The organism is Capnocytophaga cynodegmi DSM 19736 (assembly GCF_000379185.1).
Lineage (GTDB): Bacteria > Bacteroidota > Bacteroidia > Flavobacteriales > Flavobacteriaceae > Capnocytophaga > Capnocytophaga cynodegmi.
In genome coordinates this window covers 88-26,559 of record NZ_KB900736.1, presented here as the reverse complement: position 1 = coordinate 26,559, position 26,472 = coordinate 88, and the positions used below count along the sequence as shown (strand labels likewise).

General features: G+C 36.2%; 19 protein-coding genes. 17 read left to right on the top strand and 2 right to left on the bottom strand.

Annotated elements, in window-relative coordinates; translation table 11 throughout:
- The first annotated feature begins 91 nt into the window (after window positions 1-91).
- The 3 genes from YW9_RS0110115 (at window position 92) to YW9_RS0110105 (ending at window position 5,305) form a co-directional block, all read left to right on the top strand.
- On the top strand, window positions 92-1,870 hold the full coding sequence (locus YW9_RS0110115) for an acyl-CoA dehydrogenase family protein (RefSeq protein ID WP_018280052.1): 1,779 nt from the start codon (window positions 92-94) through the stop codon (window positions 1,868-1,870).
- Between the two features lie 220 nt (window positions 1,871-2,090).
- The gene (gene topA, locus YW9_RS0110110; RefSeq protein WP_018280051.1) at window positions 2,091-4,601 is read left to right on the top strand and encodes a type I DNA topoisomerase; all 2,511 of its coding nucleotides are present in this window, start codon (window positions 2,091-2,093) and stop codon (window positions 4,599-4,601) included.
- A gap of 83 nt (window positions 4,602-4,684) precedes the next feature.
- On the top strand, window positions 4,685-5,305 hold the full coding sequence (locus tag YW9_RS0110105) for a hypothetical protein (RefSeq protein WP_018280050.1): 621 nt from the start codon (window positions 4,685-4,687) through the stop codon (window positions 5,303-5,305).
- Window positions 5,306-5,318: 13 nt separating this feature from the next.
- Here the strand turns inward: YW9_RS0110105 and YW9_RS0110100 are convergent, their stop codons facing one another.
- The gene (locus YW9_RS0110100; protein ID WP_018280049.1) at window positions 5,319-6,020 is read right to left on the bottom strand and encodes a class I SAM-dependent methyltransferase; all 702 of its coding nucleotides are present in this window, start codon (window positions 6,018-6,020) and stop codon (window positions 5,319-5,321) included.
- Window positions 6,021-6,490: 470 nt separating this feature from the next.
- Window positions 6,491-7,486, bottom strand: a complete 996-nt coding sequence (locus YW9_RS12800) for a TlpA disulfide reductase family protein (protein WP_018280048.1) — start codon at window positions 7,484-7,486, stop codon at window positions 6,491-6,493.
- 87 nt (window positions 7,487-7,573) lie between these two features.
- Between YW9_RS12800 and YW9_RS0110090 the strand changes: the two genes are divergently transcribed.
- The 14 genes from YW9_RS0110090 to cas2 all read left to right on the top strand — a co-directional run bounded on the left by YW9_RS0110090 (window position 7,574) and on the right by cas2 (window position 26,306).
- Window positions 7,574-8,095 carry a DUF7935 family protein gene (locus YW9_RS0110090; protein ID WP_018280047.1) on the top strand — a complete coding sequence of 174 codons (522 nt, stop codon included), beginning with the start codon at window positions 7,574-7,576 and terminating at the stop codon, window positions 8,093-8,095.
- 119 nt (window positions 8,096-8,214) lie between these two features.
- Entirely contained in the window at window positions 8,215-10,839 is a 2,625-nt protein-coding gene (locus YW9_RS0110085) for a putative LPS assembly protein LptD (protein ID WP_018280046.1), read from the top strand.
- Window positions 10,840-11,013: 174 nt separating this feature from the next.
- Window positions 11,014-12,843, top strand: coding sequence for an SUMF1/EgtB/PvdO family nonheme iron enzyme (locus tag YW9_RS13365; protein WP_081615905.1), 1,830 nt, complete (start codon window positions 11,014-11,016; stop codon window positions 12,841-12,843).
- A 213-nt stretch (window positions 12,844-13,056) separates the two neighbouring features.
- Complete coding sequence (locus tag YW9_RS0110075) at window positions 13,057-14,409, top strand: Na(+)-translocating NADH-quinone reductase subunit A (RefSeq protein WP_018280044.1); 1,353 nt, start codon at window positions 13,057-13,059, stop codon at window positions 14,407-14,409.
- 36 nt (window positions 14,410-14,445) lie between these two features.
- The gene (locus YW9_RS0110070) at window positions 14,446-14,949 is read left to right on the top strand and encodes a ClbS/DfsB family four-helix bundle protein (protein ID WP_018280043.1); all 504 of its coding nucleotides are present in this window, start codon (window positions 14,446-14,448) and stop codon (window positions 14,947-14,949) included.
- 19 nt (window positions 14,950-14,968) lie between these two features.
- Entirely contained in the window at window positions 14,969-16,195 is a 1,227-nt protein-coding gene (locus YW9_RS0110065) for an NADH:ubiquinone reductase (Na(+)-transporting) subunit B (RefSeq protein ID WP_018280042.1), read from the top strand.
- A 2-nt stretch (window positions 16,196-16,197) separates the two neighbouring features.
- Window positions 16,198-16,932 carry a Na(+)-translocating NADH-quinone reductase subunit C gene (locus YW9_RS0110060; RefSeq protein WP_026193966.1) on the top strand — a complete coding sequence of 245 codons (735 nt, stop codon included), beginning with the start codon at window positions 16,198-16,200 and terminating at the stop codon, window positions 16,930-16,932.
- A 4-nt stretch (window positions 16,933-16,936) separates the two neighbouring features.
- Window positions 16,937-17,578, top strand: a complete 642-nt coding sequence (locus YW9_RS0110055) for an NADH:ubiquinone reductase (Na(+)-transporting) subunit D (protein WP_013996999.1) — start codon at window positions 16,937-16,939, stop codon at window positions 17,576-17,578.
- Window positions 17,579-17,603: 25 nt separating this feature from the next.
- Window positions 17,604-18,314 (top strand): NADH:ubiquinone reductase (Na(+)-transporting) subunit E, encoded by a 711-nt coding sequence (gene nqrE, locus YW9_RS0110050; protein ID WP_081461653.1) that lies wholly within the window; start codon window positions 17,604-17,606, stop codon window positions 18,312-18,314.
- Window positions 18,314-19,627 (top strand): NADH:ubiquinone reductase (Na(+)-transporting) subunit F, encoded by a 1,314-nt coding sequence (gene nqrF / locus YW9_RS0110045; RefSeq protein ID WP_013997001.1) that lies wholly within the window; start codon window positions 18,314-18,316, stop codon window positions 19,625-19,627. Before nqrE ends, nqrF begins: the two co-directional genes overlap by 1 nt.
- Before the next feature lie 327 nt (window positions 19,628-19,954).
- Window positions 19,955-24,301, top strand: a complete 4,347-nt coding sequence (gene cas9 / locus YW9_RS0110040) for a type II CRISPR RNA-guided endonuclease Cas9 (RefSeq protein WP_018280040.1) — start codon at window positions 19,955-19,957, stop codon at window positions 24,299-24,301.
- Between the two features lie 74 nt (window positions 24,302-24,375).
- The gene (locus YW9_RS0110035) at window positions 24,376-25,071 is read left to right on the top strand and encodes a hypothetical protein (protein ID WP_018280039.1); all 696 of its coding nucleotides are present in this window, start codon (window positions 24,376-24,378) and stop codon (window positions 25,069-25,071) included.
- A 6-nt stretch (window positions 25,072-25,077) separates the two neighbouring features.
- Complete coding sequence (gene cas1, locus YW9_RS0110030) at window positions 25,078-25,971, top strand: type II CRISPR-associated endonuclease Cas1 (RefSeq protein ID WP_018280038.1); 894 nt, start codon at window positions 25,078-25,080, stop codon at window positions 25,969-25,971.
- On the top strand, window positions 25,968-26,306 hold the full coding sequence (gene cas2 / locus YW9_RS0110025) for a CRISPR-associated endonuclease Cas2 (RefSeq protein ID WP_002663340.1): 339 nt from the start codon (window positions 25,968-25,970) through the stop codon (window positions 26,304-26,306). The genes cas1 and cas2 overlap by 4 nt, the downstream gene beginning before the upstream one ends.
- The last annotated feature ends 166 nt before the right edge of the window (window positions 26,307-26,472 follow it).

Sequence of the window (26,472 nt, the reverse complement as noted above, 5' to 3'; positions counted from 1 at the left end):
GTAAACTGAATAAACCGCAATAAAATTCCTATTATCAAATTTTATTGTTATATTTGTGGCAGTAGAGTCTAATTTTTTAACTTAAAAATATATGGAAACAACTAGAGGAGGAGAGTTCTTAGTAAAAGAAACCCTATGTGAAAACATTTTTACACCTGAGGATTTTTCGCAAGAGCAAATCTTGATGAAAGACACGGTTAAGGAGTTTGTGGATAAAGAAATTTATCCAAATAAGCCTCGTTTTGAGCAAAAAGACTACGCCTATACCATAGAGATGATGAAGAAAATTGGAGAAATGGGATTGTTAGGAATTGCTATTCCAGAGGAATATGGTGGGCTTGGAATGGGATTTGTTACTACGTCGGTTGTATGTGATTATATTTCGGGAGCGACAGGCTCATTTGCTACGGCTTTTGGGGCACATACAGGGATTGGAACAATGCCAATCTTGCTTTACGGAACGGAAGAACAAAAGCAAAAATATCTACCAAAATTAGCAACAGGCGAAGCTTTTGGAGCGTATTGCCTAACGGAGCCAGAAGCAGGTTCTGATGCCAATGCTGGAAAAACAAAAGCAGAGCTATCTCCTGATGGAAAGTTTTATATACTCAACGGACAAAAAATGTGGATTTCAAATGCTGGGTTTGCCACAATTTTAACAGTATTTGCTCGTATAAATGACGATAAAAACATAACTGCATTCATTGTGGAATATGATCCTTCTAATCCTAATGGGATAACTTTAGGTGAGGAGGAACACAAATTGGGGATACACGCTTCTTCTACCCGACAAATATTTTTTAACAATACAAAAGTTCCTGTTGAAAATATGCTTTCGGAGAGAAATAACGGGTTTAAAATAGCACTCAATGTATTAAACATAGGTAGAATAAAATTGTCGGTGGCTACTTTAGACGCTCAACGTTGCATACTTGAAAATTCTGTAAATTATGCAAAAGAACGTATTCAGTTTGGGACACGTATTGCTGAATTTGGAGCAATTAAAGCGAAAATAGCAGAAATAGCAAGTAACTTGTATGCAGGTGAGGCAGCCGTGTACAGAACACTTAAAGAAATTGAGAATCGAATAGAAATCAGAAAATCTGAAGGGAATGCTGAAAATGAAGCTGAACTTAAGAGTATTGAAGAATATGCGATTGAGTGTTCTATTCTAAAAGTAGTTCTTTCAGAAAATATTCAGCGAAGTAGTGATGAAGGAATTCAAATTTTTGGAGGAATGGGATATTCAGCTGAGATGCCTATGGAAAGTGCTTGGCGTGATGCTCGTATCACGCGAATTTATGAAGGTACCAATGAAATTAATCGAATGCTTTCAGTGGGAATGCTTATTAAAAAAGCTATGAAAGGTCACGTGGATTTGCTCACTCCAGCAATGGCAATCAAAGATGAATTGATGGGAATTCCTTCCTTTGAAATTCCTGATTTTTCGGAAGTAATGTCGGAGGAAAAAGAATTGATTGCTCGGTTGAAAAAAGTTTTTTTGATGGTTTCGGGGTTTGCCATTCAGAAGTATGGAACTGATTTAGAAAAACACCAGTTATTATTGATGGTGGCTTCCGATATTATGATGGAAATTTATATGGCCGAATCGGTTGTATTACGAGCAGAAAAAAATGCAAAACGCTTTGGAGAAGAAAATCAGAAAGTGCAAATAGCGATGGCAAGGCTTTGTTTGTATCAATCTGTCGAGAAAATAATTACTCGAGCTAAGGAAGGAATAATCTCTTTCAGTGAAGCAGATGAGCAACGAATGTTATTGATGGGCTTGAAACGATTTACAAAGTATCACAATTATCCAAAAGTTATTGATTTAAAAGAATTTACAGCAGAAGAAATTTGTAAGAAATAAGAAAATATTCCTGAATGATTGATGTAGAAAACTCTATTGAAATATACTTTTTCACAAGGTTTTGATAGAGTTTTTCTTTTTATTTTTTCAAAAGATTTCTTCGTTTCTTGCAAATTATTTTGTTTTTAGAACTTCTTAATGGCAAAATTCTGATTTTAAGAATAATTTAATTTTCAAATACCAATTAAATTACTATTTTTGCCCACCAAAAGTTAGTAGTATGGCTAAAAACGTAGTAATTGTAGAGTCGCCTGCGAAGGCAAAAACCATTGAAAAATTTTTAGGGAAAGATTTTAAAGTAGTATCAAGTTACGGACATATTGTTGATTTACCCTCCAAGGAATTGGGCGTAGATATCGAGAATGGTTTCAAACCCAAATACTTGGTTTCCAGTGATAAAAAAGCAGTTGTTAAGGAGCTTAAAACGCTTACTCAAAAAGCCGAAACGGTTTGGTTAGCAAGTGATGAGGACCGCGAAGGAGAAGCTATTTCTTGGCACCTGTCAGAAACGTTGAAATTAAAACCTGAAAACACAAAACGTATTGTTTTTAACTCTATTACAAAGTCTGCAATTGAAAAAGCCATTCAAAATCCGAGAGGAATTGACTACAACTTGGTAAATGCTCAACAGGCACGTCGCGTATTGGATAGGCTTGTCGGATATGAAATTTCGCCAGTGCTATGGAAAAAGGTTAAAAGCGGACTTTCAGCAGGACGAGTTCAATCAGTTTCTGTGAGATTAATCGTTGAAAGAGAACGCGAAATACAAGATTTTAAAACAAATTTTTCTTATAAAATAACAGCAGAGTTCGCTAATTCCGAAGGAAAAACATTTAAGGCAACCTTGCCAAAATCGTTTGAGACATTAAAGGAAGCAAAGCAATTTTTGGAAAAAAATGTGGGTGCAAACTTTACAATAGCTTCTTTAGAAACAAAACCTGCGAAAAAATCTCCTGCACCTCCTTTTACTACTTCAACATTGCAGCAAGAAGCTTCTCGAAAGTTATACTTCTCGGTAAGTAAAACAATGATGATTGCACAACGTTTGTACGAGTCAGGTTTTATAACCTATATGCGTACCGATAGCACTAATCTGTCGCAAGAAGCAATAAATACTGCCAAAAACGCCATAGTTAGCATATACGGAAACCAATATAGTCAGGTTCGCAATTTTGCTACCAAAGCAAAAGGAGCTCAGGAGGCACACGAAGCCATTCGTCCTACGGATATGACACGTACTTCCATCTCTGCAGAGAGCGATCAAGCTCGTTTGTATGAACTCATCTGGAAACGAACGATTGCTTCACAAATGGCAGACGCTCAGCTTGAGCGAACTAACGTGAAAATTCAAGCAGATAAACATACTGAACTTTTTACAGCTAACGGAGAGATGATTCGCTTTGACGGATTTTTAAAAGTATATCTCGAAGGTAGCGATGACGAGGAAGAAGAACAAGAAGGTATGTTGCCAACATTAAAAAAAGGAGAATCTATCAGCAATAACAATATTATTGCCACACAGAGGTTTACTCGTCCTCCAGCTCGTTACACAGAGGCTTCTTTAGTGAAGAAACTCGAAGAATTGGGTATCGGGCGTCCTTCAACCTATGCTCCTACAATTTCAACAATCCAAAACAGAGGCTATGTAGAACGTAGTTCTTTGGAAGGAGAGGAAAGAAAATACGAACAACTTGTACTTGCCAAAGATACCATACAACAAAAAACACTTACAGAAAAAGTGGGTGCCGATAAAGGCAAATTAATTCCTACTGATATAGGAATTGTTGTAAATGACTTTCTGGTTACAAATTTTGAGAATATTATGGACTACAACTTTACTGCAAAAGTAGAGGGTAGCTTTGATAATATAGCCGAAGGCACTGAAGACTGGACGCAGATGTTGCAACATTTTTATACACACTTTCACCCAGTTGTGGAGAATGTAGAAAAAAACGCAGCGAGAGAAACAGGTGAACGTATTTTAGGAACTGACCCAAAATCAGGAAGACCATTGAGTGTTCGCTTAGGACGCTTCGGAGCGATGGCTCAAATAGGAACAAATGAAGATGATGAAAAACCACTCTTTGCAAGTCTTCATTCGGGAATGTCTATCGAAACGATTACTTTCGAAGAAGCCTTAAAACTCTTTGAACTCCCCAGAAAATTGGGCATTATCGACGGAAAAGAGGTTGATGTGAATGTAGGAAGATTCGGACCTTATGTGCGTTATGGAGATACTTTTATTTCTTTGGACAAAGGAGAAGATGTGTTTGGTGTGACACTGCAACGAGCCGAAGAACTTATTTCACAAAAGAAAAAAGCTGACGCCCCTATCGCGATGTATCAGGGTATGGAAGTTACCAAGGGAACAGGAAGATTTGGTCCTTTTATTAAATGGAATAATATTTTTATCAATGTAAGTAAAAAATATGACTTCGATAACCTTTCAAAACAAGATATAGAAGAACTCATTGAGAATAAATTGCAAAAAGAATCGGAGAAAGTGGTAAAAGAATGGGAAGATGGTTCTATCCGATTGGAAAAAGCACGTTGGGGACGTTATAATCTCATTAAAGGAAAAGTGAAAATCGAATTACCAAAAGAAACCGATGTTGAAACTTTCACTTTAGAACAAGCTACAGCCCTGATTGCTGAGAAAACTCCGAAAACAAAAACAGCTTCAAAAGTTGCAAAAACCAAAAAGACAACCACAAAAGCGAAGAAAAAATAATGATACGAAAACTTTGGTAAAAAAATGATTTGCCAAAGTTTTTTTTATGAAATAACACCAACAACATTATTCCAATTAAGAATATGAAAAAGCAAGATGAATTCACATACACGGAGGCATATTTCAGAGAAAACAGACATATAAAATATCTGTTGATAGCAAAACTAACGCATTTCTCTTACCTTACCATTTGGAGAGACTTGGAGTACGACTTTCTCAACTTAAATTTTTCTTCGTATGAAGAAGCTAAGGAATTTTCCGAAGACATAAGTTTTTTAGCAGGAAAAGAAATACCTGTTAGCCATATTCTTTCTTCAGCAAATGAAATCTCAAACCGAATCATCGATTACACCAATCAAGCACAAGAAATTAAAGAAGAAATTGTCGCAAATTTTCATATTCCTCACTTTACGGTCGAAGATTTTCTCTTCCTACTAACTTTTGAGTCAAGTTTGTACAGATTTTTAAGAACTTGGGGAATGCATATTGTGAAAATATATGAAACAGTAGCTCAATACACTTTGGGCAACATATCCAAACAAGAATGCGAGGAGAAAATAGAAGAATTGCGTCAGAATGAGTTTCGAGAAATGCCCAAACAATCATTGAGGGACGCAATCGGCTTATTGACGCAATTATTTTGGATGGTTTACAGAAGATACCTCAGGAAAAGACAAATGGCTAAAGAAATGGGCTTGGATTGAAAGTAAACCAACCTCAAAACATTTTTGCCAAGTAGTCGTAATGTTCTCCTTCGGCAACCAATTCGCATTCTAAGCCTACCGAGTGTGCAACGTTCTGCAAAGTGTTGTAGTCCACGTAAAGCCACGCAAAAGGCTCTTCTTTTTCATTTTTGTACTTAACCAAATAATCAACCTCGCCGTAGTAATCAAAATGGAGCGGTACGTCGTATGTTCCGTCCTCATTCTCATCGAACATATAAATAATGTCGGACGAATCGGTCAAAATTTGTCCGTTTGGGGCTAACAGACTTTTAATTTTAGCTAAAAAAGTTCCCATTTGCTTTAATCGTCCGCACATTCCAGCTCCATTCATTAGTAGCAAAATAGTATCAAATTTCCCCTCGAACTCCATAATATTGGCAACTGAAACGTTCTTTAAACCTCTGAGTTTACAAGCCTCGACAGCCTTTGGTGAAATGTCGATAGAATGAACTTCCAAATTTCGTTCGTTTTGCAGATACAATCCGTGGCTACCAGCTCCACAGCCCACTTCCAAAACTTTTCCTCTTGCCAAACGCAATGCTTTTTGCTCCAATGGTGGCATTTCTTTAAACGAACGGAACAAATAGGGCAGGGGCAAAATATCTTCTTCCGAAATAGTAGTTTCTGTTTTAATATCTTCCGTATAATTGCCTTGTTGATAATCTAAGATAGCTTGTCCGAATAAATCTTTCATTAATAAATTATTTTTTAGTAGATATACAATTAAATAGATGTGTTTATAAGATGTGCAATTTGTTGTATTGTTATTTTGAAATCAAAAAATTTTTTTGACGTTGGATTGTCTACAATCTTCTTTAAAAAAATTTTTTTGATGCTGGATTGTCTGCAATCTTTTTTGAAAAACTTTTTTTGACGCTGGATTGTCTGCAATCTTCTTTAAAAAACTTTTTTTGACATTGGATTGTCTGCAATCTTCTTTAAAAAACTTTTTTTGACATTAGATTATCTATAATCTTATCTTAAAAAAAATTTTTGATTGTGTATTTTTATTGATATTACAATATATTTTTGGAAGCGTATTGCATACACTATCATTTTGTTTCTCAAGATGTATGCAGTACGCCCCGATGTGCGATATACTTTCAAAAAACATTTTTGAAGGCGTATTGTACAGATTCTTTTTTCCGAAAGAAAGCAGGAGGATTATTTAACCAACTTTTCGATTTCTTCAATCATTTTATGGCTTTCGATGGTTCGTGCGATGATGGTTCCGTTAGCATCAATCAAAATGTATGTGGGCAACCAACGCAAAGTATAGGTTTGAGCTGCTTCTGATTTCCAAGCATTTTCCACAAATCCGTGTTCCCACGAAAGTCCGTCGGCGATGGCTTTCTGCCAATTTTTTTTGTTGCGGTCGAGCGAAATACTCAGTATTGTAAAGTTTTTGGAATTGTATGTTTTGTAAATTTCTTTCAGAGAAGGTATTTCTTTGAGGCAATCAGGACACCAAGTTGCCCAAAAATCAATGAGAACATTTTTTCCTTTTAAATCACTCAGTTTAAAAGTTTTTCCTTCAGGATTTTCCATAATAACATCAGGAGCGGGATTTCCTGGCTGAAGTTTTTCGAGCTTATTGATAGCAGTATCAAGTTCTTCGATGTATGTATTTTTAAGTAACTCCGGAGCGATTTGTTTTCTAAGCGAAACGAGCTGCGGATAGTCGTACATATAAGCATTTCGCCCCAAAAAGTAGGCAATCACAGGCGAATTATTGTCTGTTTTGAGGATACTATCTAAGTTTAAGGCTCTTTTTTCGTTCAGGTCGTCGTATTGTTTGAAAAGTTGCGTGTTTTTATCTCCTTTTATGGTTTCAATTTCCCAATTTTGGTTCAAATGCAATGTTATATTTGTGTTTTCAAGGAAGAAGTTGGCTCTTTTTCCCACGTTATTGAGTCGCAAAGAGTAGACGAGGGGCTCAGAAGTATTTCCTTCGAATTTAAAATTTCCGTTGTTAATATCAACAGAATCGACAGCGGTGTATTCTCGGTTTTTGAATTCCAAGAGATAAATCTTGCCTTTTGTTTGCCCATCAACGCTGCCCTGAATTGTGTAGGATTGTTCTTTTTTTGTTTGTTGTTGCTCACAAGAAGTTAGCGTGAGTAGCAGTCCCAACACGGATAAAAAATATGTATGCTTCATAAAAAAATAGAATTTAGTTTCCAAAGGTAAGAATTTTTTTTGTATGAAAAAATTATTATTTTTGTCCGCAAAATTATGTCATAACAAATGGAAAGCCAAATTGTCACTTTTTTGTTGTATTGTGTTCCTTCAGCGATTGTTGGTGTAATTGCATATTATTTCTTCTATTTACAAATCAAAAACGAAGAAAAACGTCGTTTATTTTTGTTGCAAAAAGAAAATCAGAAGCTTTCACTTCCGCTTCGTTTACAGGCGTATGAGCGAATGGCTTTGTTTTTGGAACGCATCAGTCCGCAGCAATTACTACTTCGCATTCCTTCTCGCAACTTGCCTAAAAAAGAATATGAAGCCCTTTTGGTAAATTCTATTGATGAGGAGTTTGAGCATAACTTATCACAGCAAATTTATATGAGTGAAAATTTGTGGAATGTTATCCGAACCGCAAAAATGGCAACCATTCAAGTAATACGTAAAGCTACATATGATGAGCAGCTTGCTGATTCCAAAGCGATGACCGAATTTATTTTTAAAGAGTTTATCAACAAGCCATCGCCTTCGTCAAGTGCTTTGAGCCATTTAAAGGAGGAAGTTCGTGAGTTTTTACGTTAAATTTTGACATTTCAAAGAAGAATACCTTGCTGAATTATCGCAGACAAATAGTTTTACTTATAGGATTATTAATCGCAACCACTTGCTTTTGGTATGCGGAGCTATTTGCTATCCGAAAGATGGATTATCGTAGTTTTCATACCTATTCAATATTGGATACTTTGCGGCGTTCCAGAAATTCAGCCAAAGATACTATCAAAAAACAAAATATAAAACCTCAAACCGATTCTCTTCTGCAAAAAGCCGATTCACTCAGGAAGGATTCTTTGCAAAAACCTAAAGGGGCTTTGGAGGATATTGTTAAGTACAAAGCCAAAGATAGTATCGTATTCAACAAGGTGAAAAGTGAAATCATTCTGTACAATGAAACACAAGTGCAGTACACTGATATTGATATATCTGCAGGAATTGAGCTTATCAAATTTGATATAGGAGAGGTTTACGCGGGGCGATTGAAGGATTCTGTTGGAGAATATACGCAACATCCTGTGTTTAAGCAAGGAGATGATGTAATAGAACCCGATTCAATTCGTTTTAATTACAAAACGCAAAGGGCGATTATCCGAAATGCTTACACAAAGCAAGATGAAAATAACATAAAGGGTGAAATCATTAAAAAGGAAAATGATTCTACCTATTTTATGAAGAATGCTATCATTACAACGGCAGAAGATTTAGATGACCCAGATTATTATATTTTACTTCGGAAGGCTAAGTTTGTACCACAAAAGAAAATAGTTGCGGGGTTTAGTAATATGTACATTGTTGATGTACCGACTCCTATAGCTATTCCTTTTGCATACTATCCGATGGTTTCAGGAAGGTCTTCAGGGCTTATTTTTCCTACTTTTGGAGAAGCAAACAATCGTGGATATTTTGTACAAAACGGAGGATATTACTTTGTTATCAGTGACCATTTGGATTTAGCACTCACAGGAGATTACTTTACAAACGGAAGTTATGGTTTTAGAGCACAATCCACATATAACAAGCGGTATAAGTTTTCTGGTAATTTTAGTTTGAACTATGAAAATCAGATTTATAGTATCAAAGGACTTCCTGATTACAGCGGAACCACTCTGTATAATATTCAATGGACACATTCAAAAGATGCAAAGTCAAATCCTAACTCAAGTTTTTCTGCATCTGTGAATTTGGGAAGTAGTCGGTATTACCAAAATTCATACAATCAAATTAATTCACCCAATGTTTTGAACAATACATTATCCTCATCAATTTCGTATTCAAAAACATTTCCTGCATATCCTTCTGTAAATCTTTCTGTTACAGCATCGCATTCGCAAAATACGAACACACAAAGCATTGAAATGACTTTACCAGCATTACGTGCCAATATGGAGCGTATTTATCCTTTTGTTAAACAAGGTCAATCAAAAAGAGGACTTCTAAAAAGTCTTAATTTTCAATATAGTATGCAGGCAGATAATCGGTTTTCAACAACTGATAGTTTGTTCTTTTCAAAAAAAATGTTCAATGACGCCAAAAACGGAGTACGACATTCAATTCCCGTTAGTACTACGACAAAATTGTTCAAGTACGTAACTTTAGGTTTGAATTCATCATTGAACGAAACTTGGCAATTTAAAACAATCCGTAAAAACGATTTTAACAGCAATATAGGTGCATCAAAAATTGACACACTTAATGGTTTTGACCGCTTTCTTACTTATAATTTGGGAGCGAGTTTGGGAACAACAGTTTACGGAACTTTCCGATTTAAGAAAGATGCTAAAATACAGGCTATTAGACATGTAATGCGACCATCAGTTAGTTATGGTTACACACCTGCTTTCGACCAATATTATGAGGATTATATTTCAGATGCCTTTGGAAATAAATCGCAATATACTCGCTTTGAAGGGGGAATTTATGGAGTGCCAGGGCTAAATAAATCACAATCCATTAGCTTTTCATTGAGTAATACTTTGGAAGCAAAAGTAAAGCAAAAAGATAGCACAGAAACAGAGCCTAAGAAAATTATGTTACTTAATAGTTTGAATTTCAGTTCAAGTTATAATGTAATAACAAAACAATTTAGTCCTGTATCGGTAACAGGGGGAACTTCACTTTTTGAAGGAAAATTGCCTATAAACTTTGGAATGACATTAAATCCGTATGCAATTGATGAGAATGGAAGGCAAATGGAGAAATTCAATATTAATAATGGGGGAAGTCTTTTCCGCTTAACAAATGCAAACCTTTCCACAAGTTATACTTTTTCAAATAGAGATAAAAACAAAACAAAAAATAATGACAATAGAGCTTCGGGAGGACGTGCAGACGATTTGTTTGGGTCATCAAGACCTATAAATGATATGCAAGACAAAGACGAAGAAACAGAGGAACAAGAAGACAAAAATGAAAAGAAAAGCTCTTTTTATAATGCATCCATTCCTTGGGACGTGAATTTGGCGTATTCTTTGACTTATAGCAATGTGGCTCGTGAATCAAAAATATCGAACAACTCTATTATGTTTTCGAGTAATGTGGAACTTTCACCAAAATGGCAAGTGGGTATTTCAAGCGGATACGACTTTATAAATAAAGGAATTACTTATACACAGTTGCGATTTGAAAGGGATTTGAATAGCTTCAGAATGAGTTTTCATTTTACACCTATTGGATATAGAAATTCTTGGTACTTTTTCATAGGTATAAAATCTTCAATGCTCTCTGATTTGAAGTGGGATAAGAGTAAAGAACCAGACAGAAGATTACGTTAGTATTTTTGTAAATATACTAAATGGAGAGCTTTTTGTAAATAGGTTTTTATCGTTATTTTAATTTATAGGTGTCTTTTATGAAAACTTTTAATTTTTATTTGTGTTTTTTATTGAATAAATAATTACCTTTGCACCTGCAAATGAAAATATCTACTAAATAACAAATATAATTTTATGAAAAAGTTTTTTGCATATGCAGCTATTGTACTGATGGTTATGATAACTGCTACAAATTGTTCAAAAAAAGATGAGGTTGCTTATGATGACCTTAAGTTAAGTATCAAAAATGATGTTTCAGTTAAAGTTGGAGAAAGTGCTTCTTTTAAAATCGATGCTGGTAGTGGGGAGTATGAAGTTGTGAGTTCTGATAATAGTGTGGTTACTGCTTCTATCTCCAATTCAAATGTAACTCTTAAGGGAATTGCTGCGGGAGAAGCTACAATTACTGTTTTGGACAAAAAGACTAATCAACGTTCAAGTGTGAAAGTTTCGATAAGTAAGGGGTTACTTAATTTGGAACTTGATGCTAAAGAAGTTAGTTTGCTTGTAGGACAGGAGGGAGTTGTTAATATTTCTTCAGGAAATGGAAAGTATGAAGTCGTTGTAGCTGACCAAAGCATCGCGACGGCAACACTATCTCAAACTACGATTACTATTTCTGGGGTAGCAGTAGGAACTACAACAACTACAATAAAAGATGTTGAGAGTGGTAAAGAAGCTACTTTTAATGTAATAGTAAAGGAAAAGGAAGTTATCGGATTAGATTATGAGGGTAATAATTTGATTATTAAGGCTTTTACCGATGTTGAAAGAGAACGAGCATCAGTGAAGGGAGAAAAATTAGAAAGTACGAAAATACGAATTATCTCTGGTGCAGGTAACTATATAGTAGTATCAAGTGATGAGTCTATAGCCAAAGTGAAGATCAATGGGGATATGATCCATATTGATGGTTATAAAACAGGAGTGGTAACCATAACAATATCTAATGAAGTAAATGAACCTAGGGTGATTATAGCTAATGTGTATTCATTGAATCTGGAGGTAAATAATATTAGTTTAAAAGTTAATGAATCGGTTGAAATTCAAGTTGTTGATGGAAGTGGTCAGTATGAGTTAGTAAGTTTACCAGATGGTGTAAATGCAACAATTTCCGACAATAAGATAGTAATTAAAGGAATTGTAACTACTAAAGCTGAAGTTATCATAAAAGATAAGATTTCAGGTAAAGAAGCGGCCTTAGGGGTTTATGTTGTTGAAAATATTATAAAGCCTAACGATATGGAAACTGTGTTAGTCGAAGGAGGAAGTTTTTTGATGGGAAGTGATGATGGAGATCCCGATGAGAGAGTTAGAAATACTGTAACTTTAAGTAGTTATAGAATTAGTAAATATGAGGTTACTAATGCACAATTTGTTAAGTTTTTGAATGAAAAAGGTAATCAAATTGAACAGGGAATGTATTACTATTATGGTGCTGACAAAGATAGGGAAAGAGGTATTGTTAAGAAAGGAAATAGTTATGAAGTGGTAAAAGGTCGCGAAAATTATCCCGTAACTTACGTATCTTGGTATGGAGCGAATGCTTATGCTAAATGGGTTGGTGGAAAATTGCCAACAGAAGCACAATGGGAGTTCGCTTCTCTCGGAGGAATCAAATCCAACAAATTCAAGTTTTCAGGAAGTAATATTGTTAATGAAGTGGGATACCATTTAGGAAATTCAAAAGGATTGAATCCTGTGGGTACATTGAAAGCTAATGAGTTAGGTATCTACGATATGAGTGGAAATGCTTGGGAATGGACAGCTGATGAGTATAGCTCAAGTTATACTCCAGATGCTAAAGTTGATCCAGTACCATACAAAACGGATAATGCTAAAAAAGTATTTGTTCGTCGTGGAGCAAGTGTGTATTGTAAACCAAATTATTGTCGTTCTGCAAATCGTGGATCAAATGGTTCTTTCCAGAACAACATAGGTTTCCGTGTTGTTTTTGAACAATAAAAAGGAAGAAATAAAGTTATTTACAAAGACATCCTTTCACCTGTGAAAGGGTGTTTTTTTATTTAATTTTAGTATGCTTTGAAAAGAAGCTTTGCATTTTAGTTTTAAAGCTCAAAATATAACAAAAAAACCTTTTTTATCTTCTTTTATAAAGATAAAGTATTATATTTGTACCGAATTTTAATAAAACTAACTAACAATAATTTAACAGATATGTCAAACGACATCCGCATTCGAAAGGGGTTGGACATACATTTGGAAGGGGAAGCTGAGAAGATTACTCGGCAACTTCCTCTGGCTAAGATGTACGGTCTTAAACCCTCTGATTTTCATTCTGTTGTGCCGAAGCTTATCGCGAAGGAAGGCACAGAGGTTAAAGCCGGAGAAGCCGTTTTTCACGACAAAAAAGACGAGCGGGTGCTTTTCCCTTCTCCAGTAAGTGGAAAAATCGCTGAGATTGTTCGTGGAGAACGTCGTAAGATTTTAGAAATCAAAATCTTACCCGATACAGAGCAAGTGTTTAAAGACTTTGGAAGCAAAGACCCTGCAAAAATGTCAGCAGACCAAATCAAGGATTTCTTGCTTTCAACAGGGGCTTGGACTTTTATCAAACAACGTCCGTACGACATCATTGCAGGGACAGACACAACTCCAAAAGCAATTTTTGTTTCGGCTTGTAAAACCAATCCTCTTGCACCCGATTACGACTATGTTCTAAAAGGTAAAGAAAAGCAATTACAAACAGCACTGACGGCTTTGGCAAAATTGACCACAGGAAAGGTTCACGTTTCTGTATTCAAAAACAGCTCTTTATCGCCTTTCAGAAATCTGAAAGACATTATTCTTCACAATGTTTCGGGTCCGCATCCTGCTGGAAATGTCAGTACACAAATTGCTAAAATTGACCCAATTAACAAAGGGGAAGTGGTATGGGTGGTTACTCCACAAGATTTGGTCGTGATGGGCGAACTTTTCCTTACCGGAAAATTGAACCTAACCCGAACATTGGCACTTACAGGAGCTTGTGTTGAAAAACCGCAATACATTTCGGTAATCGCTGGTGCTCAGGTTGGTAGTGTAGTTTCTGGAAATCTCAAAAAAGAAAAATCACGCGTTATCAGTGGTGACGTATTGACAGGTAAAAAGGTGTCAGAAGACGGATTTTTAGGATACTACGATGACCAAGTTACAGCAATTCCAGAAGGCGATGATTATGAGTTTTTTGGTTGGAACAAACCTGTATTCAATAAAGTTTCAACAACTCGTGCAATGACTTTTTCTTGGCTAAATCCTAAGAAAAAGTATAATTTGAACACCAATACCAATGGCGAACATCGTGCATTTGTAATGACGGGAATGTACGAAGAGGTATTTCCGTTGGATATCTATCCGATGCAACTTTTGAAAGCGTGTTTGTACAAAGATTTAGATGAGTTAGAAAACTTGGGGGCGTATGAAGTTGCTCCTGAGGATTTTGCACTTACTGAATTTGTTTGTGTTTCAAAACAACCCCATCAGAAGATTATCCGTGAAGGTTTGGATTTAATGATGCAGGAGTTGGGGTGATTCTAAAAAATTAATTCTATATCATAATTGAGTGTTATGCCCCGACCGCAATCGAAAATAGAGCTTGAAAAATTAGCTGAGGATAATTATCGGAAATTATGTTTGTTTGTTGAAGGATTATCCGAAGCTCAAAAGAATGAGGAATTTCCTCAGGAGACTATGAATCGAAATATCCGAGATGTTATCGGGCATTTATATCATTGGCATCTACTTTTTTTAACTTGGTATAAGGTAGGAATGAAAGGCGAAAAGCCCAAAATTCCGAAAGAGGGTTATACCTTTGCCGATACGCCACGTCTGAATCGGGATATTTGGGAAGAGTGCCAAGGTGTATCGTTGGAAAAAATGCTAAAACTTTTTGAAAGTACGCATCAGGCTGTTTTTAAAATTATTAAAGATCATACTGATGAGGAGCTTTTTACCAAGAAATATTACAAATGGACGGGAACATCATCGCTTGGTTCATACTTAGTTTCGTCGACATCAAGCCATTATGATTGGGGGTTAAAACTGATTCGTAAATCAATAAAAAGTAAATAATTATTCTTATTATAAGAAAATGAGCTTAAAAAGTAAATTACATACGTTAAAAGAAAAGTATAAAGGAACGAAGTTTGAGACGACTTTCAATGCTTTGCACACATTCCTTTATTTGCCTAATGAAACGACCCACGGAGGTACGCACATTAAGGCAGCTGACGACCTAAAACGTACGATGAATACCGTGATTATGGCACTAATTCCGTGTTTGATTTTCGGTATTTTTAACGCAGGTTATCAGCATTATGCTGCAACGGGAGAGTTTGCTCACGCAGCAGGATTGTCATTTTTCAGTCCTGATTTTTGGACTTGGAAAAACTTCTCATTGGGGGCAATGAAAGTGCTTCCGCTTGTGGTGGTTTCCTATGCCGTTGGTTTGGGAATTGAATTTATATTCGCAACACTTCGCGGACACGAAGTAGAGGAAGGATATTTGGTAACAGGTATGCTTGTTCCGCTTATCGTTCCGGTGGATTTACCACTTTGGATGCTTGCTGTTGCGGTTGCCTTTGGGGTAATTATCGGAAAAGAAGTTTTCGGAGGAACAGGAATGAATATCTTGAATCCGGCTTTGACTATCCGTGCCTTCTTATTCTTCGCTTATCCAACTTCGATGAGTGGGGACAAAATTTGGGTACACGGAGCTACTGAAAGAGCAGGTGAAATCGCCAAAGGAGCGAATTTAGACGCTATTTCAGGAGAAACTATTCTTGGACATTTGGCTCAACAACATAACATTGCAGATAAATTCTCTGTATCGGATATGTTCTTCGGATTTACGCCCGGTTCTATCGGTGAGACATCAACTTTATTGATTATTTTGGCAGGATTGTTCTTAATCTTCACTAAAATAGGAAGTTGGAGAATAATGTTGAGTATGGTTCTTGGAGGTTTAGCAATGGGATACATTTTCAATGCTTTTGCACCTGCAATGGAAGGAACTAAATTTTTCACTTTGTGGAGCTTACCGGCTTGGCAACACTTACTTGTTGGAGGTTTTGCTTTCGGTACGGTGTTTATGGCAACTGACCCTGTTACGGCATCACAAACCAATACAGGAAAATACATCTACGGATTTTTGGCAGGTTTCATCTCGATAATGATTCGTTGCTTCAATCCTGCTTATCCTGAGGGAGTTATGTTGGCAATTTTGTTGATGAACGTGTTTGCTCCAACGATCGACCATTACGTGGTTCAGGCAAATGTGGCAAGAAGAAAAAAACGTCTAAAAGCTAAAACTGCATAGATATGTCAAATAGAACTGAAAGTAATTCATATACAGTGATTTTTGCCATCATAATGGTAATTATCGTAGGAGCGTTGCTTGCGGGAGTTTCTTCGGCGTTGAGCGATAGAATCAGCGAGAACAGAAAGTTCGAAAAGCAACAAAACGTACTTTACGCAATGGGCGTAAACCGCAATCAGAATACGAATTTGGGTGAAGGAGATGTAACTTTTGTTCCGACAAATGAGGTTACTGCCGAGTTCAAAAAATACATCAAAGGGCAATATTTCATCAAAGGAAATCAAGCTGTTGAAGCCGATTTGATTGAAGACCCAAAGTGGACAGCTGAAAAGGGATTACCTCTTTTCGTTGGAGAGAAAGACAGCAAAACATTCTATATTATTCCTGTTTTTGGAAAAGGTCTTTGGGACGCTATTTGGGGATATGTGGCTGTGGATAAAGATCTTATCGTTCAAGGAGTTTTCTTTGACCACAAAGGTGAAACTGCTGGTTTGGGGTCAAACATCAAAGAACGTTTCTTTATGGACGATTTCATCGGAGAGCATTTGTTGGACGCTTCGGGTAACTTCCAAAGTGTAGAGGGTTCAAAATCAAACGGAGACCCTGAAAACAAACGCAAAGAAGACGGAAAAGTAGATGCCATTGCTGGTGCAACCCTTACCGTAAACGGAGTAAATGAGATGGTAAAAACAGGCGTTGGTGCTTATGTTGATTATATTAAAAACTTAAAAAACTAATATTATGGGACTATCAAAAAAAGACGTAAAATTGGTTACAGACCCGCTATGGGATAACAACCCAATTACCGTACAAGTACTGGGGATTTGTTCCGCATTGGCGATTACGGCACAGCTTAAAGCAGCTATCGTTATGGGATTGTCCGTAATATTTGTACTTAGTGTGGGGAACGTAGTAATTTCTTTGATTAGAAATGTTATTCCTGGTAAAATTCGTATTATCGTGCAATTGTTGGTGGTTGCGGCGTTGGTAATCATAGTTGACCAAGTGCTAAAAGCCTTTTCGTATGAATTGAGTAAACAACTATCTGTATTCGTGGGGCTTATAATTACAAACTGTATCATTATGGGACGATTCGAGGCTTTTGCTTTGGGAAATACCCCTTGGAAATCGTTCTTGGATGGTATCGGAAATGCGGGTGGATATGCGTTGGCTCTTGTCATCGTGGCTTTCTTCCGTGAGCTTTTAGGTTCGGGAACGCTACTTGGATTTCAAGTATTGGGTGACCCTATCAAAAAGACAGGTTTGTATGCATTAGGATACGAAAATAACGGATTTATGTTATTGGCTCCGATGGCACTTATCACTTACGGAATTGTGATTTGGATTCAGCGTACACGTAACAAATCCTTAATTGAGGAATAATTAGTAACTAAATAAAAATTAGAAAATGGAATATATAGAACTGATTTTTAAGTCGATATTCGTAGATAATATGGTATTCGCTACCTTTTTGGGTATGTGTTCGTACCTTGCGGTATCTAAGAAAGTATCTACGGCAGTTGGTTTGGGAGCAGCGGTTATTTTCGTATTGGCTGTAACTGTTCCGATGAACTGGCTACTAAACGAATATCTGCTCAAAGAAGGAGCTTTGGCTTGGTTGGGCGAGGAGTACGCAAGTTATGATTTAAGTTTCTTGACCTACATTTTGTTCATTGCAACTGTGGCTACGATGGTTCAGTTAGTAGAAATCATTGTTGAAAAATTTGCTCCTGCTTTGTACAATTCATTGGGGATTTTCTTACCACTTATTGCTGTAAACTGTGCAATTTTGGGAGGTTCACTCTTTATGCAATCGCGTGAAATACCTACCATTGGTTTGGCGGCTACTTACGGATTGGCATCAGGGATTGGTTGGTTTTTGGCAATTGTTGCCATTGCTGCCATTCGTGAGAAAATCCGTTATTCGAACGTGCCACCTGCACTTCGCGGATTGGGAATCACCTTTATCATTACGGGGCTTATGGCTATCGGCTTTATGAGTTTCGGAGGAATGCTTACAGGGGGAGAGAAAAAATCTGACGAGGATAAAAAGGCAGTTATCGAGCAAAAAGTTGATAAAACTGAAAAATTAGCCAATAACACAAAAGAAATTAAGTAATGGTATTATCAAGTAGTATATTTGTAACAGTAGCAGTAACGGTTATCGCTTTACTGGTGATAACATTGCTTTTGGTGGCACTTTTGTTGGTCGTAAAACAGAAGTTAGCTCCATCAGGACCTGTAAAAATCAAGATTAATGGCGAGAAAGTAATTGAAGTACCTTCGGGAGGGTCGTTGCTTTCTACATTAGGAAATCAGAAAATATTTTTGCCTTCAGCTTGTGGGGGTGGAGGGTCTTGTATCCAATGCGAATGCCACGTGCTTTCAGGTGGAGGAGAGGCTCTTCCAACAGAAACACCTCACTTTACCAAAAAAGAACTAAAAGAAGGAGCTCGTTTGGCTTGTCAGGTGAAGGTAAAACAGGATATGGAAATTTCAATTCCTGAGGAAATCTTTGGTATCAAAAAATGGGAAGCTGTCGTGGTTCGTAACTACAACGTAGCTTCGTTCATCAAAGAATTTGTAGTTGAAATTCCTGAGGATATGGACTACAAACCAGGAGGATACATTCAGATTGAAATTCCACCTTGTGAGATTAAGTATTCTGATATTGACATCACGGCTCACCCTGCTGAACACCCAGGAGAACCTGAAAAATTCAAAATGGAATGGGACAAATTCAACCTTTGGCCTTTGGTAATGAAAAATGGCGAAACGGTAGAACGTGCTTACTCAATGGCTTCGTATCCTGCTGAAGGGCGTGAAATTATGTTGAACGTTCGTATTGCGACTCCGCCTTGGGACAGAGCTAAAAACGGCTGGATGAACGTAAATCCAGGGGTGGCTTCTTCGTACATTTTCTCTCGTAAGAAAGGTGATAAAGTGGTTATTTCTGGTCCTTACGGGGAATTCTTTATCAACGAATCGAATGCCGAAATGTTGTACGTAGGAGGTGGTGCAGGTATGGCACCGATGCGTTCGCACCTATATCACTTGTTCAAAACGTTGAAAACAGGACGTAAAGTAACGTATTGGTACGGAGGACGTTCTAAACGAGAGTTGTTCTACTTGGAACATTTCTGGGAATTGGAGCGTGAGTTTCCGAACTTTAAGTTCTTCATCGTGTTGTCTGAACCACTTCCAGAGGATAATTGGAAAGTTAAGAAAGACATTAACGATACGGAAGGAGACGGATTTACAGGATTTGTTCACAATGCGGTTATCGACCAATATTTGAGCAAACACGATGCACCAGAAGATATCGAATTGTATTTCTGTGGACCTCCAATGATGAACAAAGCGGTACAAAAAATGGGACAAGACTTCGGTCTTCCTGATGAAAACATCCGCTTCGACGACTTTGGTGGATAATGAAACGTAATGAAGTATTAGAGATTTTAAATAAAAATCCTTTCTCAATCAACAGAGAAAGGATTTTTTATTTTTAGATGTTTTTAAAATAGCTTTTGTGTATATTAGAAATGAACTACTGTATAATCATTTGTTAATCAATTTTTTTTAGAAGAATGTAGAAATAAAAAGCCCCGCAGATAGGCGAGGCGCTAGATGTTTTCACAACGGAATAATCCTTATTGTAAATTGCTTTCTGCTACAAAGATAGAAAAAAATAATTGAATATCAAAAATAATTAACTTTTTATTTGTATTTTTATACCCATTAATTTTTAAACTATTAATTATGAAACATATACTCGGTCTTGATTTGGGGACCAACTCTATTGGTTGGGCAGTTGTAAAAGAAGCTCAAAATGATAATGAACAATCAGAAATTGTGGATGTTGGTGTTCGGGTTAATCCGCTAACAACCGATGAAAAAACAAATTTCGAGAAAGGGAAGCCCATTTCTACCAATGCCGATAGAACCCTGAAACGAAGTGCTAGACGCAACCTGCAACGCTATAAGCTCCGTAGAAAAGAACTCATCGAACTTTTGAAAGAACATCAACTCATTTCTGAAAATACAATTTTAACAGAAAACGGTAAAGGAACCACCTTCCAAACATTAGAATTACGAGCAAAATCGGCTAAAGAAAAAATATCTTTGGAAGAGTTGGCTCGTGTTTTTTTAACGATTAATAAAAAAAGAGGTTATAAAAGTAGTCGAAAAGCTAAAAATGAAGACGAAGGGCAACTGATAGACGGAATGGAAATTGCCAAAAGACTTTATGAAGAAAACCTTACTACGGGACAATTATCTCTACAACTTTTAAAAGAAGGTAAAAAATCATTACCTGACTATTATCGTTCTGATTTACAGTTTGAATTGGATAAAGTTTGGAACTTTCAGAAACAATCTCATTCGGATATTTTGACCGATGAATTTTACGCTCAACTTAAAGGTAAAGGACAAAGGGCAACCAGTGCTTTGTTTTTGGCAAAATACCAAATCTATACTGCTGAAAATAAAGGAAGTAGGGAAGATAAAAAATTACAAGCCTATCAATGGCGAGTAGATGCGCTCTCAAAGGAATTGACAAGGGAAGAATTGGCTTTTGTCATCACCGAAATCAATAATAATTTAAATAATTCCAGTGGTTATTTGGGAGCAATTTCAGACCGAAGTAAGGAACTTTACTTCAACAATGAAACCGTGGGCGAATATCTTTGGAAACAAATTGCAGCAAATCCGCATAATTCGTTGAAAAATCAGGTGTTTTATCGCCAAGATTATTTAGATGAATTTGAACAAATTTGGAAAACACAATCCGCTTTTTATCCTGAAATTTTGACCGACGAACTAAAAAAAGAACTTCGAGATGTGGTGATTTTCTACCAAAGAAAATTAAAATCTCAAAAATCATTGGTGAGTTTCTGTGAGTTCGAAAATAAGGAAATAGAGATTAAAAATGAAGATGGAACGACTACTAAAAAAGTAATCGGTCTTAAAGTAGCTCCAAAATCATCGCCTCTGTTTCAAGAGTTTAAAATTTGGCAGAATTTAAACAATGTCTTGATTCGTAAAAAAGGAAGTAAAACGAAAAAAGTAGCTAAAAATCAACAAGCAGTTCTTTTTGAAGAAGAAAAAACAATTTCCGAATTGGATTTGGAGGCAAAACAAGCATTATTTAATGAGTTAAATCTCAAAGGAAATCTCAAAGCGGATTATTGCTTGGAAATTTTAGGCTATTCTCCCAAAGAATGGGAGATGAATTATTCCATTTTGGAGGGCAATAGAACAAATAAAGCATTATACGAAGCATATTTGAAAATTACTGATTTAGAGGGATATGATGCAAAAAATCACCTCAAAGTAAAATTGAATAAAGATGAGGTGGAGCTTGATGATTTGAAAGTTCCTGCATCGGAAATCAAGGATATGGTTCAAGCGATTTTTAAAGAGGCAGGTATCAACACGGATATTCTGCATTTCAATGCTGAATTAGACGGTAAAGATTTTGAAAATCAAGCAAGTTATCAGCTTTGGCATTTGCTGTATTCTTATGAAGGCGATGATTCTAAAAGTGGTAACGAATTGCTTTATAAATTGTTAGAAACAAAATTCGGTTTTAAAAAAGAGTATGCTCAAATTTTAGCGAATGTTTCTCTGTCAGATGATTATGGTAATCTTTCTACCAAAGCGATGCGGGAAATTATCACTCATTTGAAACAAGGTTTTCCTTTCACAGGACGAAAAGATAGACCTGATGAACCAAGTGCTTGTGAATTTGCTGGTTATAAGCATTCTAAACATTCATTGACCAAAGAAGAAAATGAAAAGCGTGTGCTGAAAGATAGTTTGGAAGTCTTGAAAAAGAATAGTTTGCGCCAACCGGTAGTAGAAAAGATTCTAAATCAGATGATTAACTTAGTCAATGCACTTTTAAAGAAATACCGAACCGAAAACCCTAACTTTAAATTCGATGAAATTCGTATAGAATTGGCTCGTGAACTGAAAAAAAAGGCGGAAGAAAGAGCCAATATGACGGCAAACATCAATAAAGCGAAAACTGAACACGAGAAAATCATTAAAATTTTGAAGAATGAGTTTGGCTTACCAAATCCAACAAGAAATGATATTATCCGTTATCGCTTGTATGAAGAGTTGAAAGATAATGGATATAAAGATTTGTATAAAGGAGATTACATTCCAAGAGAGAAATTATTTAGTAAAGAAATTGATATAGAGCATATTATACCTAAAGCAAGAGTGTTTGATGATAGTTTTTCAAATAAAACGATTACTTATAGAAAAACGAATTTAGAAAAAGGTGAGCGAACTGCGTATGATTATATAGAAAGTTTGGGTGAAAAGCAATTGGAAGAGTTTCTTTCTAGAATAGAAAATTTATACGAAATAGGAAAACCTAGTAGATTGCATAATAGGAGAAATCCATTGAAAAAAGTTGAGGAAAAAGGAATATCTGATTCTAAGTATAAAAAATTATTGAAAAAAGAAAGTGAAATCGGAGATGGTTTTGTGGAAAGAGATTTGCGTGAAACACAATACATTGCTAAAAAAGCCAAAGAGATTCTTTTACAAATCACTCGCAGTGTGCTTTCTACATCGGGAGGTATTACAGATAGATTGAGGGAAGATTGGGATTTAATCAATGTGATGAAAGAACTCAACTTGCCGAAATACAGAGCTTTGGGACTTACCAAAATGGAAGACCGCAAATATGGTCAGCAAGTGGAAGTCATCACCGATTGGACTAAACGAAATGACCTCCGCCATCACGCAATGGATGCTCTTACGGTTGCTTTTACCAAGCACAATCATATTCAATACCTTAATTATCTAAATGCTCGTAAAAATGAAAAACATAAGGAGCATAACAACATTATGGCGATACAACAATTGGAAACCATAAAAGTAACCGATGAAAATGGTAATGAAAAACGAATTTTTAAAGCTCCAATGCCCAATTTCCGTCAGGTAGCCAAAGCCTTTTTGGAAAATGTTTTAATTTCTCATAAGGCTAAAAATAAGGTAGTTACCAAAAACAAGAATAAAATTTCGGGAAATAACAAAGTTCAGGAAGTTTTAACTCCTCGCGGACAATTGCATAAAGAAACAATTTATGGAAAATACCAGTATTATGTACAAAAAGAGGAAAAAATCGGAGGTAAATTTGATTTGGAGACTATAGAAAAAGTAGCCAATCCACTGTATCAATCCTTGTTGAAAAAGAGATTAGAAGAAAATGGCGGCGATCCGAAAAAGGCTTTTACAGGTAAAAATTCATTGGCGAAAAATCCTATTTATTTAGATGAAGCCCAAACAGAACAACTGCCTGAAAAAGTGAAATTGGTATGGTTAGAAAATAGTTTTTCCATTCGAAAAGACATTACTCCTGAAAACTTTAAAGATGAAAAGTTAATCGACAAAATATTAGACGAAGGGGTGAAAAGAATTTTGAAAGAACGACTACAATCTTTTGGAAACGATGCTAAAAAAGCCTTTTCTGATTTAGAGAAAAATCCGATATGGCTCAATAAAGAGAAAGGAATTGCGATAAAGCGTGTAACCATAAGCGGTGTAGCAAATGCCGAGCCTTTGCATACCAAAAAAGACCATTTAGGCAAAGAAATTTTGGATAAAGAAGGTAAGCCTATTCCTGTGGATTTTATCAGTACGGGCAGCAATCACCACGTAGCGGTTTACCGTGATGAGAAGGGAAATTTACAAGAAAAAGTAGTATCGGTTTTTGAAGCTGTGGTAAGAGCTAATCAAGGTTTGCCAATAATAGACAAAACATACAATCAGTATTTGGGTTGGGAATTTTTGTTCTCAATGAAACAGAATGAAATGTTTGTCTTCCCGAATGAATCAACAGGATTTAATCCTAACGATATTGATTTATTAGACCCTAAAAACAAGAAAATAATAAGCCCGAATTTATTTAGGGTACAAAAGTTGGCTACCGGAGATTATTGGTTTAGACATCATTTAGAAACTACGGTGGAAACAAAATCAGCTACTAAAGATATGACTTATAAAAGGTTATCTTTAAATCATATAAAAAATATAATTAAAGTCCGCATCAATCATTTAGGGGACATTGTTAGTGTAGGGGAGTATTGATATACCTATTCAATAAAATGTAAAATAAATGATGTGGAAGAATTTATACAAAAGATTTTAAAATAAATTAATAAATGGAAAATATAACAGGAAAATGCTTTTTTTGTGAAGAGTTGGTTGCTAAAAGTAACATCAATACCCACCTCAAAAAGCATTTAAAAGAATTGTCAAAAACGGAAGGTGATAAGGATAAAAAATCATATTTATTAAAAATATTTACTTATCCTAATTACAAAAATTCCAATTATTTTCTTTATCTGTTGGTAGATGGAGAGACCACGATGAAGAAAGTAGATCGTTTTTTGAGGGATATTTTGTTGGATTGTTGCGGTCATTTGAGTGCTTTTGCGTATAAGGGGGGAGGAAAATTAGGAATGTCCAAAAAACTTAAAGACGCCTTAAATAAAGGTGATGTATTGGAATATGAGTATGATTTTGGTTCTACAACAGATCTCCAAATAAAGGTGGAAGAAGAATATCCTATGGGGGTAAAAAGTAAAGTTTTGCTTTTGAGCAGAAATGAACCTTTAGAAATTTATTGTCAAAAATGTAAAAAACTTCCAGCTGTTCATTTATGCGTGGCTCATTTGTATGAAGACCAGCCTCATTTTTTCTGTGAATCTTGTGCTGAAATTCACGAAAAAGAATGTGAAGGTTTTTTAGATTATGCTTCGATGCCTGTTGTAAATTCACCAAGAATGGGGGAGTGTGGCTACGAAGGAGGTTTCATTGATTTAGAAAGAGATGGCGTTTTCGAGATTAAAAAATAGAAATCTATGCTCTACCGCTCCATTTACATTGGCAATCCAGCATATTTGAAGTTGAAAGACCAACAGATGAAAATCGTTTGTCCTGAAACCAAAGCAGAGAAAGGGAGCGTTCCGGTAGAAGATTTGGGTTTGTTGATGCTCGACCACTTTCAGATTACCATTTCCCATCAGCTGATACAGTGGCTGATGGGAAACAATGTGGTGATTATCAGTTGCGATGCTCATCATCTCCCACACGGACAAATGCTACCGCTGCACGGAAACGCAACCCATTCCCAACGCATAAAAGACCAGATAGAAGCCAGCGAACCGCTCAAAAAACAGCTGTGGAAACAAACCATAGAATGCAAAATAGCTAATCAAGCTGCTGTTTTGGAACGACTCGGAACTTACTCCAGTCCGATGTATGAGTATCTCAACCAGGTGAAATCGGGTGACACCAGCAATATGGAAGGCATCGCTGCACAGCACTATTGGAAATACCTCATTCACCCCGATTTTTTACGTGAACGCTACGGTGATTCACCCAATCAATTTTTCAATTTTGGCTATTCGGTATTGAGAAGTATCGTGGCAAGAGCCATTGTAGAAACAGGTTTATTGCCCGTTTTGGGGATTTTTCACAAAAATAAATACAATGCCTACTGTTTGGCAGATGACCTAATGGAACCTTACCGACCTTTTGTGGATTTATTAGTTATCCGATGGTTAGAAAATAATCCTGAAGCGGAAGAATTAACCAAAGAAGCGAAAGCCTATTTTTTGCAAATCGCCACCAAAGATGTGAAAATAGACGAACAGGTGCGTCCGCTATTGGTTGCGGTAAAATCCACCGTTTCCTCTCTGTACAAATGCTATACGGGCGAAAAAAGACAAATTTCTTATCCTAAAATGTTATGAATTCCGAACGATTTAACGCTTATAGAATTATGTGGGTAATGGTTTTATACGATTTGCCAACCGAGACCAAGGCAATGCAAAAAGCAGCCAATCTCTTCCGAAAACGCCTGGAAGATGATGGATTTTCTTTATTTCAGTTTTCTATCTATTTGAGGCACTGTCCGAGTAGAGAAAATGCAGAAGTGCATAAAAAACGAGTAAAAATGATGCTTCCCAAATACGGGAAAGTAGCCGTAATGACGATTACAGATAAGCAGTTTGGTGATATGGAAATATTCCATTCTAAAGTACGCGAAGATCCGCCACCTACTTACCAGCAGCTCGAGTTATTTTAGAAGTAGAATGAAAAAAATGGATTTACTCAGCCCGATTTATTCTTTTTTTGCTCAATTTTTTATTTCTAAAAACAAAAATAATCCTCTGTCTGTCAGAGGATTATTTTTTGAGGTTGTAACTAATCACAAAGTTACGGAAAATTGAAAGCAATTTACAACNNNTNTA